A 13269-nucleotide genomic window follows, 5' to 3' on the forward strand; every position below is an offset into this window, starting at 1 on the left:
TGAACACTAGCGACTCGCGGGAATAAAAACAGAATGGCTGCGGCATGCGGAACGGTCAACTTGCTCGCAGCTACGAAACTCGAGATCCTTGGTCAGGCAAATGCGCACATCCGTCAAATGTTTGCGCTTGCAAGCAATAGCAATTCCATCGGCCTTCATTCCCGGATTGGCTGCGATAAATGCTTTTTCAATCAGAACCGGGGAAATCTGCCGATCAGTCGCAATATTGCGCAGGCTGGGCGGAACATTGATCTTTGAACGCGCTTTTCGCAATGTTGCAAAATAGTCTTCTTGCGTAAGACCGGAACAGCTACCGTGTTTTCGCCATTGATAGGCTGCAAGACCGGCAGACGGCATAATGTCGGAAACGCCAGACAATAATCGCATAGGAACGTGACTTCCGCGATTCTCTTTGGCGCTCAATTCACAATTTGCAGGATAGCCATATTCGTTTTGCGGCCACAATCCATGAACCACAAAGCCAAAATTTCGAGTCGAGGCGCATTGCTGCCGGTTTGCTTGGGGGCCTTCCAGCGAACAATAACTGGGTGACCAAGACAAGGCGAGAACATAGAAATCAAAGTTCCCGGCTTCATATCGCTCAAAACTTTGTGCAGAGACTGGCGCTATTGCCAGTCCCGCAAGCAATAGGGATACCCCTATAAATGTCGCAAACCGGTTTATTGTGGATTTTATCAACGCAATACACGGCAATTGGCATCATAAACATGCCACCGGTCGAAGCCGTCAACGCAAAATTCGACATTCGTGCCGACGCCGGCAAAACCCTGTCCCTCTTCGACCATGTACCAAACCGGGCGATATTGACCATCACTCAAAACAGCGGTGGCCTTGCAATATGTACGTTCAATCTCGGCAGGATTGGTTTTCGGTTCATAGCGAGTGAGTTGCACATCGCTCATGGCCGAAATTCCAACCTGCGGCAGCTCAGGAACGTGACGGACTTGATAGCTAAAATCGGCAACGACTCTGCGCAAAACGCTCTGCTGGCTGCAGACCCCAGCATCGACGACAACCGCTGGCGAAGTGCTAAAATAATCTGCTGCTTGTCCCGGAACAACGAATGTCAGCGGAATAGCACTAGCCAAAAATACCGCTTTAGAAATTTGTTTCATCCGGTTCATCCTGCCGTACATGTTGATATCCTGTTTACTATCGAGGCGTTCTGATATTTGCTCGCAGTTTCTTCCAGCAATGCGTGGGGGTCAAGCCCGATCAATCTCCTCATTTAACCGATTGGCCTGAAAATTGCTCTCTTTTTCTTTGCTCAACAATTTGTTGAGGTGGGGAGCGGATTTTTCAATCTATCTTCCCACATACAGGGCGATTGTCGACAAGCGTTCCACTATCATCAAGGCGTATTGATCAGAAAGCGTGTGAATAAATAGCTTTGCCAGGCCCTACGCGTTGCCAGCAAAAGCGCAACCAGCTTTTGCGTCTGTGAATGACTTTCCAAGCCAGATAAGCCGTCCTGCTTGCGCGATTGATACTGGCTCAACTGGGGGAGCCGAAATAACCTATAGTGTGCACTTTTCGTTTAGCGCGAGCATCTTGCCTTTGTGTGTTCAGCAATATCACCGGCGGAATATTTGTGACATAACCACTGATAGTTGCATTCGAATCGAGTTAGCCCATGTCCGGTGGCGTTCTACTGATAGTTCTCTGTGGCGCGTTTTTACACGCATGCTGGAACGCAATCGTAAAGGGTGGCGGTGATAAGTTTTTTGCCGCAGCTAGTGTCACCGGCGCTGCGGGCCTCATTGCACTTTTTATTGTTCCTTTTCTGCCGCTTCCTTCTGCTGCCAGCTGGATTTATATCGCGCTTTCAACAATCACGCAGACATTCTATATGACGTTGGTTGCTGCAGCCTATAAATCCGGAGATATGAGCGAAGCCTATCCAATCATGCGCGGTACTCCGCCATTGATTGTGGCGCTGGTTAGCTGGCCCCTGATTGGTGAAATCATGGGCTGGAAAAGCTGGATTGGAATTGCTCTGATCTGCGGCGGCGTGTTGGCCATGGCCTTAGAAGCACGACGGCGCAATAAGACGGCATCCTCCCGCACAGCATTGCTGGCCTTGGCCAATGCAGGTTTTATTGCGGCCTATACGATTATTGATGGTTTAGGGGTACGCGTTTCCGGCGACGCTTTGTCCTACACATTATGGTTGTTTCTGGTTAATGCGGTGCCATTGGCGAGTTGGGCGCTTTATCGTGAACCAGACCGTTTCATTGCCTATCTGCGAAATCGCTGGCGTGCTGCATTTATTGGTGGGGTAGGGACACTCGGGTCTTATGGACTGGCCTTATGGGCCATGACCATGGCACCCATCGCGGTCGTTGCTGCTCTAAGAGAAACTGCGATCTTGTTTGGCGTGCTGATCTCTGCTTTCGTGTTGAAAGAGAATGTTGGTTTGCCACGTTATTTAGCCGCGACGTTGATCGTGCTTGGCGCTGTCACACTTCGCCTTGCTTGACATTCGCACGGCGCGCAACAGCGCTAAGAGGTCCAATGAGTATACGTGTTTTGAACAAGCGAATCGGTCATTCGGCCTGTCCCCATGATTGCCCTTCCACCTGTGCGCTTGATGTTGAATTGTTGGACGAACACACTATCGGGCGTGTGCGCGGGTCGAAAGACAATAGCTATACTGCCGGGGTTATCTGCGCCAAGGTAGCGCGATATGCGGAGCGTGTTCATCATCCCGAACGGCTGAAATATCCGTTGATTCGCGCTGGGCGCAAGGGTGAGGGCAACTGGAAGCAAGCATCTTGGGAAACCGCGCTCGATCTTATTGCAGAGCGGTTTTTACGAGCGGAAGAGACATATGGTAGCGAAACCGTCTGGCCCTATTATTATGCGGGCACAATGGGGCTGGTGCAGCGCGATTCCATCCATCGATTGCGCCATGCCAAACGCTATTCCAATCAATTTGACAGTTTTTGCACCAATACCGCTTGGACTGGCTATTTTGTCGGAACTGGCAGCCTTTCGGGCCCTGACCCGCGCGAGATGGCTAAATCCGATGTCATTGTCATTTGGGGCACCAATGCGGCCGCCACACAAGTCAATGTGATGACTCATGCTGTGCGAGCGCGGAAAGAGCGCGGCGCGAAGATTGTGGTGATTGATATTTACGCTAACGCGACCGTGCGGCAGGCGGATATGGGCATAGTGCTTAAACCAGGCACTGATGGCGCTTTCGCTTGCGCGGTAATGCATGTGCTGTTTCGTGACCAGCTAGCCGACTGGCATTATCTCGAACGATATAGTGATGACCCCCACGGTTTAGAAGCTCATTTGCAGACCCGCACGCCTCAATGGGCCTCACGGATCACCGGGCTTTCCGTGAAAGAAATAGAGGCTTTCGCTCATTTGATTGGCCGCACCAAGCGCAGTTATTTCCGCCTTGGTTATGGCTTTACCCGTCAGCGCAATGGTGCCGTTAATATGCATGCTGCAGCCTCGATTGCATGTGTGACCGGTGCTTTCCAATATGAAGGTGGGGGCGCTTTTCATTCCAATGCCAGCATTTTCCGGTTTGATAAAAGCGAAATTGAAGGTCATGCAATGCGAGATGCGAGCATTCGCTATCTCGACCAATCCAAAATCGGACGCATTTTGACTGGTGACAGCGAGGCTCTCTACGGCGGCCCGCCCGTAACCGCTTTGCTGATTCAGAACACCAACCCAATGAATGTCACGCCTGAGCAGCGTCTAGTACGCAAGGGCTTCGCACGCGAAGATCTTTTTACTGTCGTGCACGAACAATTTATGACCGATACAGCACAAATGGCCGATATTGTGCTGCCCGCCACAACATTTCTGGAACATGATGATATTTATCGCGGCGGTGGACAGCAGCACGTGGTGTTGGGGCCAAAACTGATCCAGCCTGTGGGTGAATCTCGCCCTAATATTTTTGTTATCAACGAACTGGCTAAACGACTCGGCGTTGGCCATCTGCCCGGCTTTGACCTTGATGAGAGAGCTCTCATCGACAATATGAATGCTAACAGCAATTTGCCACATTTTGATGAGTTGAAAGACAAGCGTTTCGTCGATCTACAACCATCATTTGAGGAATCACATTTTATAAACGGATTTAAATGGCCAGACGGAAAATTCCGTTTTCGCCCGGATTGGACCGGAAGCCCGGCGCCAAACCGCCCGCCTCCTTCAATGGGTATACAGGGCCCTTATAAATCCATGCCTGAGCTTCCCGATCATTGGGACGTGATTGAGGCTGCCGATGACGCTCATCCCTTCCGGCTGGCCACATCACCCGCGCATAATTTCTTAAACTCATCATTTACAGAAACCCCAACTTCCAGCGCTAAAGAGCTACGACCGCAATTGCTCATTCATCCGGACGACGCAGCCGAACTTGGGCTAGTCGATGGCGAACGCATTGAAATTGGCAATCATCGGGGCGAGGTCGTTTTGCATGCCGCCATTCGGTCAGGCCATAAGCGGGGCGTAGTAATTTCCGAAGGGATTTTTCCCAATTCTTCGTTTGAACGAGGTGAGGGGATCAATACCCTTATAGGTGCTGATGCTCCTGCACCCTATGGCGGATTGGCAGTGCACGACACCAAAGTCTGGATTCGCCGGTTAAGCTGATAGAAAACGCCCCGTATAGGCGGGGCGTTCTCGTAATCTAATTAACCAACATAATCGAGCTTAAGATTGGAAAGACCGACAGCTGCATTCAGACCTTTCTGGCCCTGAACCGAGATTGGCTGCAGCGAAATCGTTTTCCAAGACCCGCCGGTCAAAACATTCGTTCCGGCACCAATGCCTACTGTCGCATTGGCTGAAGCTCCGACATAATTGCCTCTCAACGCGCCTTCTGGCCGAACCGTCGGCGCCCAGACAGCCCAAGCTATCGTGCCGCTATTGGTGAAACCGAGATCAACGCCAAGCTTAGTGATATTGCCGGTATAATATTCAACCGAACGGTCTTTATGCGTCGGTTTGAACACACAATTCACACCCTGCTGACTGCCGATAATCACGCCGATCGAGGGTGAAATATCGCAATATAGAGTACCAACTTCTGAATAGGGCTGTGTGCGCGCTTTTTCATGCGGCGGATGCAGCACCACGTCTGCCGCAACTGCCGGGGTCAAACCAATGCCTGCTGCGACTGCAATTGCCGATAGGAGTGAGGTCGAGTGATGGAGAGACATGCTTTCCTCCTCTGTTGAATATTCTTAGAAATGGCGTTTCTGATCGCCTTGGGAGTAAGGGACATTCCCTTACTCTTTGACTTAGAGTGCAAATCTAAAATTGAAAGATCCGGTAGCGATAAAAGTTGTTGAGTAATATGTGTAAGATCAAACGCTGATAATCATCGCGTCGTTGTGTTTGACGGCCAACGATTCCTTATTCGCAAACTTATTCAATGCAGCTGCGTAAAGTTGATGTTCTGCTTTAAGCACTCTTGCAGCTAGTGTTTCAGCCGTATCCTCATCAAGAATCGGAACTGCGGCTTGCGCAACTATTGGCCCTTCATCCATATCCTCCGTCACGACATGAACTGTGCATCCCGCGACTTTCATGCCCGCATCTAGTGCACGTTGATGGGTGTTCAGTCCCGGAAACAAAGGCAGCAGGGATGGGTGTATGTTGAGAATACGCCCCGGATATTGAGCGATAAACTCGGCCGAGAGCAACCGCATATAACCGGCCAGGCAAATTATATCGGGTTCAAGAATTTGAAGCGCTTTGAGGATTGCATTTTCATGCTCCTCTTTCGAGCAATAATCCTTGCGCGGGAAAACCTGCGTCGCGATACCTGCGGCCTGCGCCTTTGCCAGCCCGCCAGCCTCTTTTTTATCAGAGAAAACCGCAACCACTTTGACCGGAAAGTCAGGCGATTGTGCAGCCCGGATCAGCGCCTCCATATTGGAGCCGCCGCCTGAGATGAAAATAACGACCTTTTTATAGCTCATAGAGCGAGCGTGCCCTGATAGATAACGCCTTCGCCTTCACGCTTGATCATGCGACCAAGCATAACTGCATTCTCACCTTCGGCGGCCAGTGCGGCAATAACTTCATCTGCCTTGTCCGGCTCGACAACCACAATCATGCCGATACCACAATTGAATGTGCGCAGCATTTCATTGGGCTTCACATCTCCGGTTTTGGCCAGCCATGAAAATACGCTTGGTACGGTGAAAGCACTCAAATCGATTTCTGCTGCCAAGCCTTCGGGCAATACGCGCGGAATATTATCGGGAAAACCGCCGCCGGTAATATGGGCAAGCGCTTTGATACCGCTTGACGCCCGAATGGCCGCGAGCAAAGGTTTGACATAAATCCGCGTCGGGGTGAGCAACGCTTCTCCGAGGCGTGAACCAGGCTGGAAGGGTGCTTCCGATTTCCAGCCTAACCCCGAAAGCTCCACGATACGACGCACAAGCGAGAAGCCATTGGAATGGACACCCGATGATGCAAGTCCCAAAATGACATCCCCTTCACGCACATCACCCCGTGGAAGAAGTTGACCGCGTTCAGCCGCGCCCACTGCAAAACCGGCGAGATCATAATCGCCATCGCGATACATTCCCGGCATTTCAGCAGTCTCGCCGCCAATTAGCGCACAGCCTGCCTGTAGACACCCCTCCGCTATGCCAGAGACGATAGCTACTCCTTGATCAGGTGAAAGCTTGCCAGTTGCAAAATAGTCTAGGAAGAAAAGCGGCTCTACGCCTTGTACGATCAGATCGTTAACGCACATCGCCACGAGATCAATGCCGACCGTATCATGTCTATCGGCTTCGATTGCGATCTTAAGCTTTGTTCCCACGCCGTCATTTGCTGCAACCAGCACCGGATCGTTGAAGCCCGCAGCTTTCAAATCGAACAGGCCACCAAAACCGCCGATTTTGCCATCGGCTCCCGGACGCTGTGTGGAGCGAACCAAAGGCTTGATCTTTTCGACCATTAAATTTCCGGCGTCGATATCAACACCGGCTTGCGCGTAGGTAAGCCCTTGCTGATTTTCTGGGTTGTTTTCCATGGTCATGAGCGGCTCCTGAAAACTGGGCGTGTCCGGCTTGGAATTATTCAAGGGCGGAATGGCATGAGATTGCATATCCTGCAAGTCCACGCATGGCTAAAAGCTTAAAGCTGTGCGCAAATTGTCAAAAATTAAAATGGCTTGTACCGAAAATTGCTACTTTCAATGGAATTATCGCGATTGTGGTGGGGAAACACCGTGCTTAATGTTCTTCTCCGTCGTTGTTACCTTTATAATAACTCGGCCCCGTGTAGGATGATATATCCTGCTTTTAAGAGAATGAAAATAAATGGTGAAAAAACCAGCGCCCGCGCGCCAACGTGTGAAAAAGGCAAACCCTCAGGCTGACGTGACAGGCCCCGTCGAAGGCGACATTCATGTCAATGTAGAGGTAGGGGGTATCACCAGCACCGCGCTTCGACGGCAAGCCATCTTCTGGCTGCTGACAATGGCTCTGTTCATCCTGTTCTTGGTCATATTCAGTTCGATATTGCTGCCTTTCGTTGCGGGAATGGCACTGGCTTATTTTCTTGATCCCGTAGCGGATCGGCTGGAAGGGTTGGGCTTATCACGTCTGGCCGCGACCATCGTCATTCTAGTCATCTTCCTGATCGCTTTGGTGGTCGGCTTAATGATCATCATTCCGATTCTCGCGACCCAGCTTGTCGAGCTTATTGCAAAACTGCCCGATTATATCTCCCAGCTTCAATCAGTCCTCGCAAACGAAAAATCGCAATGGCTTAAGCGTTATATCGGCATGGATAGTTCGGTTATCCGGGATAATCTCAGTTCTTTACTTCAGCAAGGCGCGGGTTTTCTATCCACATTGCTGCAATCTTTGTGGAATTCAGGAAAATCTCTGATCGACATAGCAGGCTTGTTTGTCGTCACACCCGTGGTCGCTTTCTATATGCTCCTTGATTGGGATCGGATGGTAGAACGGATTGATTCGTGGATTCCACGCGCGCAACTTCACACTATTCGCGGCATTGCCCGTGAAATGGATGCAGCCGTCGCTGGTTTCATCCGGGGGCAGGGAACCCTGTGCCTCATTCTTGGCAGCTATTATGCAATTGGTTTAACCCTCACTGGTCTGAATTTTGGACTGCTGATCGGATTCTTTTCCGGGCTTATCAGCTTCATCCCTTATGTCGGATCGTTTGTCGGTCTGGCTCTTGCGCTGGGGGTCGCACTGGTGCAGTTCTGGCCGGACTGGATCATGGTCGTGGCCGTGGCTGTCGTCTTTTTTACGGGTCAGTTCGTGGAAGGAAATATTCTTCAACCAAAGCTGGTCGGCTCCTCAGTGGGGCTGCATCCGGTTTGGCTGATGTTTGCTTTATTTGCTTTCGGTTCATTATTTGGATTTACAGGAATGCTTGTTGCCGTGCCTGCCGCGGCCGCTGTGGCAGTTCTTGTACGCTTCGTCCTGAATCGCTATCTCCAATCCCCAATGTATGACCCTGCCTACACAAAGGCTGGTCCCGACGAGGGCGCGCTGATAGAGGTGGGCGAAAATGCAGGTGAAAAATAATGAAATTGGAAATGACCGGGAGGAATGGAGCCGGGCTGAAGTGAAAAACGCACCACGCCAAATTCCCCTTAATCTGGAGCATCAACCAGGTTATCATCGCGATGACTTGATTGTAACCGCATCAAATAGGGCTGCGGTGGAGCTCGTTGACCGTTGGCCGAACTGGTTGACGCCTGTTGTGGTGCTCGCCGGCCCCACCGGTGCCGGTAAAACCCATCTGGCAGAAATCTGGCGCTCCACTACGGATGCCCTATTAGTCCAGCCCAATTCGATTGATGAGAACACCGTGGCCAGTGCTGCTGAGCACCCCGTTCTTATTGATGATATTGGCGGTGAGCCTTTCGATGAGACCGGGCTGTTTCACCTTATCAACAGCGTGCGCCAACATGCGGCGCAAGGGCCCGGGCCTTCGCTTTTGATGACATCGCGGCAACGGCCCGCCAATTGGAAAGTACAATTACCAGATCTCGCATCGCGGTTAAAAGCGGCCACCGTGGTGGAAATCGCGGAGCCTGACGATTTGCTGCTTTCGGGGGTGATCCACAAGCTTTTCGCAGATCGACAGGTAAGCGTAGAGGCCCATGTGGTGAGCTATCTTGTTAGCCGGATGGAGCGCTCTCTTCCATTTGCTATTCAATTGGTCGACCGACTTGATCAGGCAGCATTGGAACAAAAAAGCCGAATTACCAGAACTCTGGCAGCGCAGGTGGTGTCACAAATGAATGATAGCCGCGGATGAATGTCGCCGTCACAGGGGCAGGGGGCTTTATCGGCAGTGCGCTATGCGCATATTTGACCGCCAAGGGTCATGCGGTGCTTGGCCTCTCTCGGGCAGAACTCGTTAATCCCGACTTCACCAAGGTGAAGACGGTGATCCATTGCGCTGCCCTTGCGCACCGCACAGGAAGCGAGCGCCCGACCTGGGAAGCGTTTGACGCCGTCAATCATCGCTTGGCTGTGGAATTGGCATATAAAGCTCGGGATCATGGTGTGGAACGTTTCGTCTTTGTGTCGACAATTCACACGATTACCGGCCATCCTTCGCCGCTGGTTCCAAATATGGATCTGGCACCGCGAGATGAATATGGCAGCGCTAAAGCAAAAGCCGAACAAGCTCTTTTGCAAATGGACGGGATAGACATTGTTATCGCCCGTCCCGTGCTCGTTTACGGACCGGGCGCCCGTGCTAATCTCAACGCGCTGGTGAGATTATGCGATAGCATCCTCCCATTACCTTTTGGCTGCGCGAATAATCGACGTAGCATGGTCTCGTTGGAAAATGCTGTGCGGGCCCTTATATTTCTTGCAGACGCACCTGCATCAAAGGTGGCTGGCCGAATTTTCCATTTAGCAGAACCAGAACCTCGCTCCACAAAGGAACTGGTGATCAAAATACGCAAAGCTTTGGGACGGCGTTCAAATCTATTGGCCGTTCCTACGCCGATCATGAAAACTATTCTCATCGGGCTGGGAAGATCGACGCTTTATGAACAGCTTTATGCTGATCTAGTCGTCGACACAACTTCGCTGATAGAAGCCGGCTTTAGATATTCTCCCGGAGATCCCCAACTCGAACTCATGGCAAAATCGATAGCTAAAAGCAGTTAGATAAGACAAAGTTCCGGATTAATTCTGGGAGCCTAAAGCCAGCGGGGGCTGGGGGCGCGGCTTTTGCGCCGGATTAGAGCGTTTTATCTGAGCTGGTTGGGACTTCGAATTGATGGAACCGGTAATGACCGCGGCGCGGTCCGGTTTTTTGTTTCCGCCGATCAACTGATCTTCGTGAACCCATCCAATAAGATTTGTCGTAGGCACTGCGATCCGGTGCCATCGCCCCGTTTTCTCATAAGAACGCATTTCACGGCCTTTTTCGACCGTACCGATCGCGGGCGATTTATTCCATGCGGTTTTGCGAATGGTCAGGCGCTCCCTCGCATAAACTACCGTTGGCGAATGGGCTGGCGTGTTTAAACCCACCGGAGCGGAAACCGGCTTGCTAGGAAGCGAGGCGGGCTTTTGTGGGTGAATGGGCCGTGAAGCTGGAACCAGCGCGACACTAGGCCGAGGCGCAGGCCCAATCGCCCGCGCAGTATCTCTTTTGTTTGGCTGAGGCTGGGTTTTATGCGTGGTCTTTTTAGGTGGAGCCATATCGGCTCTTACCGGAGAGGATGGTTTTGTAACTTTTGAACTGGTCACCGATGGCTGAAACAATTTGGCGATTGCATCGGTGGGATTTTTATGTTGCGAACTAGCCCAGATGCTAAAGCCCCCTAGGCCCAGCAAAACCGCCAGCGCCAGCATTCCGGATTTTGACCCCGCTTTGCGTTTGTTTACACGTTTTGATGAGCGTCTAGCCCGCTTTCTTATAGCCATCATCCTGTCCCCAACCGAATCGCGATAAGAAGAGGCTAATGATCTATCCTTCGCATTTGGTTACCAGGCCGAGATAAATAACAAACGCTATATAAAACGACCTGCAAAATGCTTTGCAGGTCGTCGGACGAATGAAACGGTCAAAGGCTATTATACAGTATCGGAGGATTTGCGTCCCGCTTCTTCTCCGACTGTTGTGTTTCGTTTCTGATTCTCATTTTGTTGAACAGCATCACGAAACGCAGCCCATTCCTGCTCATGACGACGGTAAAGCATATCTGAACTTTGGATAGCCATTTCGTTCCTCCATGTTGATCTGAAGCGCATAACACACAGGAAGATAAAAAGTTCAATCACAAAGCGTAAGCGATTGAAAACTTAATCGATTTAGGTTTTTTCAACCGATTTGAAACTCAATTTTGTTCAATTGAAATTCCGTCTTCACCAACGCGCATTTCGATTCCCGACGGTTTTGTTTCTTCTCGGATTACGTAAAATGCGAATCCGACTACCAGCACAATCAGTGCGCCGATGATTAAATAAAGGCCGTTGCGACTCACTATGGAAATTCTCCTATTTGATTTCGAAAACAGAACGTTCGTCGCCGTTTTTGGTTTCTTTTAAGGGCTGAAACCGCGAAGTTTAGGCAAATCCCCAAAAAAGTTTATAAATTTAGCTTTTATGGCTTGCTTTATATTCGGCGATTATCTAGGGAAGGGCCGCTTACAAAGCACGGAGCGTAGCGCAGTCTGGTAGCGCACCTGATTTGGGATCAGGGGGTCGGAGGTTCGAATCCTCTCGCTCCGACCATTTTTTCAGAAGGGATTTCAAAGGCTTAGCCTAAACCCTCATTCCCAAACACCCCAAAAACCTTGTTGCATCGTGTTGCAGCCACTATCCATTAATTTCAATGGGTTACACTGAGTCGCGGCGGCTCCACGCGACATGCCACGCAACATGAATCACCTCTGATCTCATACTTACATTCCCAGTTCAGCTTATTTGACGCTGTTTTTGAAATGAGTATTCTTCTCTCTTTTGGAGGGGGATACTTATGAGTAAAATTAATTGGTGTTTGGAGTTGGTAAGAATAGTTCCAACTACAGCTATCGGTATCGCGGTTGCGTATGTCGCTTTTAGTCAGTGGCTGACCGCGAATACGAAGGTAAAACTTGCGCTTTTTGAGCGTCGATGGTCAGTTTATCAAGCGATCGTCCAAAAATTCCAAGACTTTCACCTGCCAGACCGAAAGCCGATTGATGAGTTTATAGAAGAAATGAATGTTCTTATGCTCGAGATCCCATTTCTTTTCGGCCACGAGATTAACGTTGTGATGAACGAATGGATTGGTTTGGCTCGCGAGTTTGATATTGTAAAAAATGACGCCTTATGCAGGGATGTGAATAATCAACTGAATAGCCGTGCGCGAGAAGAGAAAGAAGAGCTGAGGTCAAAAATCAAGGCAAAAGTGCAAGAGTTTGGTAGGTTGAGCAGTTCCTACATGGACATGTCTCAAGAGCCGTTTGAGTTTTGCCGTTGGTTCCGACAATGGAGGATCAAACACCAAGCAGCCCCTTGACCGCCTGCTGAGGCTCTCACAGTTTGCTGGAGTTTAAAAGAGGCTTAAATGGGTAAAGCACCGAAGACTGCACAAGAAATTGCAGATATTTTCAAGCACGAACTGGAAAAACATGGGTATCACTTAGACACCGTTAATGTTGTCCCTCAAGGTGCAACAGGGGACTGGAGACCCGTCTTTGGAGGCTCAAACTTTCCATGTGGGTTCACTACCTTAAGCGATGAAATTAGAGATAGGTTACGCAACACTTACGAAATAAAAGAATAATCCTAGCATGGACAGTTAAAAAAGGGGGGACACATGCAAAGCGGACACTGTAGGATCGTGATCGACGGGATTGAAGCCGGTGAAGTGGAATACAAGTATGATGCTAGGGGCCATGGACTTCTTTGGGGCGAACCATCTACCCTTGAAGAGGCATGGCACTCTGAAGAGGTATCGCTAGTCATTAACCAGCAACAGCAAAATATCATCGTTAATAGCGTGACGGGCAGCCATCCGGCTCAATTCGCTTTCAAAACATTCCCGCTCAGTTAACTGCACAGCAAACTCATTGCCCATTAACTTCCACCAATCGTGGGGGGGCGCTACATTTAAATATTTCGAGGAGCTAAGCCACCTCCATTGTAATCTTAAGTCCATAATTGATCGCGATCTAGTCGACCGCTGAGGGAGAGGCGACTTGATCTGCGATCTTCTAGCGGTGGCTTAAAGAACCAATCAAATACTGGCGGA

The 13269-nt window shown here is 50.3% G+C and carries 16 protein-coding genes and 1 tRNA gene; 9 read left to right on the forward strand and 8 right to left on the reverse strand.

From position 1 onward, the window contains the following. Nucleotides 1–6: 6 nt before the first annotated feature. Nucleotides 7–648, reverse strand: a complete 642-nt coding sequence (locus tag C7374_RS08460; protein WP_374850217.1) for a ribonuclease T2 family protein — start codon at nucleotides 646–648, stop codon at nucleotides 7–9. A gap of 47 nt (nucleotides 649–695) precedes the next feature. After that, nucleotides 696–1145: a phage portal protein gene (locus tag C7374_RS08465; protein WP_374850295.1), complete on the reverse strand. Its 450-nt coding sequence runs from the start codon at nucleotides 1143–1145 to the stop codon at nucleotides 696–698. A gap of 509 nt (nucleotides 1146–1654) precedes the next feature. On the opposite strand from C7374_RS08465, the gene C7374_RS08470 reads away from it, so the two are divergent. Next, a complete protein-coding gene (locus C7374_RS08470) occupies nucleotides 1655–2500 on the forward strand; it encodes a DMT family transporter (protein ID WP_111575189.1) in 846 nt (281 codons plus the stop codon). Nucleotides 2501–2535: 35 nt separating this feature from the next. After that, complete coding sequence (locus C7374_RS08475) at nucleotides 2536–4647, forward strand: molybdopterin oxidoreductase family protein (RefSeq protein ID WP_111575190.1); 2112 nt, start codon at nucleotides 2536–2538, stop codon at nucleotides 4645–4647. Nucleotides 4648–4688: 41 nt separating this feature from the next. On the opposite strand, the gene C7374_RS08480 is transcribed toward C7374_RS08475, so the two are convergent. The 3 genes from C7374_RS08480 to purM all read right to left on the reverse strand — a co-directional run bounded on the left by C7374_RS08480 (nucleotide 4689) and on the right by purM (nucleotide 7057). Then, the gene (locus C7374_RS08480; protein ID WP_111575191.1) at nucleotides 4689–5216 is read right to left on the reverse strand and encodes a DUF992 domain-containing protein; all 528 of its coding nucleotides are present in this window, start codon (nucleotides 5214–5216) and stop codon (nucleotides 4689–4691) included. A 147-nt stretch (nucleotides 5217–5363) separates the two neighbouring features. Then, nucleotides 5364–5981, reverse strand: a complete 618-nt coding sequence (purN, locus tag C7374_RS08485) for a phosphoribosylglycinamide formyltransferase (RefSeq protein ID WP_111575192.1) — start codon at nucleotides 5979–5981, stop codon at nucleotides 5364–5366. Next, on the reverse strand, nucleotides 5978–7057 hold the full coding sequence (gene purM / locus C7374_RS08490) for a phosphoribosylformylglycinamidine cyclo-ligase (RefSeq protein WP_111575322.1): 1080 nt from the start codon (nucleotides 7055–7057) through the stop codon (nucleotides 5978–5980). Before purM ends, purN begins: the two co-directional genes overlap by 4 nt. Before the next feature lie 283 nt (nucleotides 7058–7340). Here purM and C7374_RS08495 point away from each other — a divergent pair, with 283 nt between their 5' ends. From C7374_RS08495 to C7374_RS08505, 3 genes are read left to right on the forward strand one after another with little or no spacing between them, the layout of a single operon-like run. Continuing rightward, nucleotides 7341–8582, forward strand: a complete 1242-nt coding sequence (locus tag C7374_RS08495) for an AI-2E family transporter (protein WP_111575193.1) — start codon at nucleotides 7341–7343, stop codon at nucleotides 8580–8582. Beyond that, on the forward strand, nucleotides 8566–9321 hold the full coding sequence (hdaA, locus tag C7374_RS08500; protein ID WP_111575194.1) for a DnaA regulatory inactivator HdaA: 756 nt from the start codon (nucleotides 8566–8568) through the stop codon (nucleotides 9319–9321). Before C7374_RS08495 ends, hdaA begins: the two co-directional genes overlap by 17 nt. After that, nucleotides 9318–10190: an NAD-dependent epimerase/dehydratase family protein gene (locus C7374_RS08505; protein WP_111575195.1), complete on the forward strand. Its 873-nt coding sequence runs from the start codon at nucleotides 9318–9320 to the stop codon at nucleotides 10188–10190. Before hdaA ends, C7374_RS08505 begins: the two co-directional genes overlap by 4 nt. Nucleotides 10191–10208: 18 nt before the next feature. Here the strand turns inward: C7374_RS08505 and C7374_RS08510 are convergent, their stop codons facing one another. The 3 genes from C7374_RS08510 to C7374_RS16170 all read right to left on the reverse strand — a co-directional run bounded on the left by C7374_RS08510 (nucleotide 10209) and on the right by C7374_RS16170 (nucleotide 11515). After that, on the reverse strand, nucleotides 10209–10955 hold the full coding sequence (locus C7374_RS08510) for an SH3 domain-containing protein (protein WP_111575196.1): 747 nt from the start codon (nucleotides 10953–10955) through the stop codon (nucleotides 10209–10211). Between the two features lie 150 nt (nucleotides 10956–11105). Next, entirely contained in the window at nucleotides 11106–11252 is a 147-nt protein-coding gene (locus tag C7374_RS16165; RefSeq protein ID WP_170130230.1) for a hypothetical protein, read from the reverse strand. A gap of 116 nt (nucleotides 11253–11368) precedes the next feature. Beyond that, nucleotides 11369–11515, reverse strand: a complete 147-nt coding sequence (locus tag C7374_RS16170; protein WP_170130231.1) for a hypothetical protein — start codon at nucleotides 11513–11515, stop codon at nucleotides 11369–11371. A gap of 173 nt (nucleotides 11516–11688) precedes the next feature. Between C7374_RS16170 and C7374_RS08515 the strand changes: the two genes are divergently transcribed. The 4 genes from C7374_RS08515 to C7374_RS15815 all read left to right on the forward strand — a co-directional run bounded on the left by C7374_RS08515 (nucleotide 11689) and on the right by C7374_RS15815 (nucleotide 13071). After that, a tRNA-Pro gene (locus tag C7374_RS08515) sits at nucleotides 11689–11765 on the forward strand. Nucleotides 11766–12009: 244 nt separating this feature from the next. Further along, on the forward strand, nucleotides 12010–12534 hold the full coding sequence (locus C7374_RS08520) for a hypothetical protein (RefSeq protein ID WP_111575197.1): 525 nt from the start codon (nucleotides 12010–12012) through the stop codon (nucleotides 12532–12534). Nucleotides 12535–12582: 48 nt separating this feature from the next. Then, nucleotides 12583–12801, forward strand: coding sequence for a hypothetical protein (locus C7374_RS08525; RefSeq protein WP_111575198.1), 219 nt, complete (start codon nucleotides 12583–12585; stop codon nucleotides 12799–12801). 33 nt (nucleotides 12802–12834) lie between these two features. Further along, nucleotides 12835–13071 (forward strand): hypothetical protein, encoded by a 237-nt coding sequence (locus tag C7374_RS15815; RefSeq protein ID WP_146612717.1) that lies wholly within the window; start codon nucleotides 12835–12837, stop codon nucleotides 13069–13071. Nucleotides 13072–13269 lie beyond the last annotated feature (198 nt).

This window comes from Falsochrobactrum ovis, assembly GCF_003259955.1.
GTDB lineage: Bacteria > Pseudomonadota > Alphaproteobacteria > Rhizobiales > Rhizobiaceae > Brucella > Brucella ovis_A.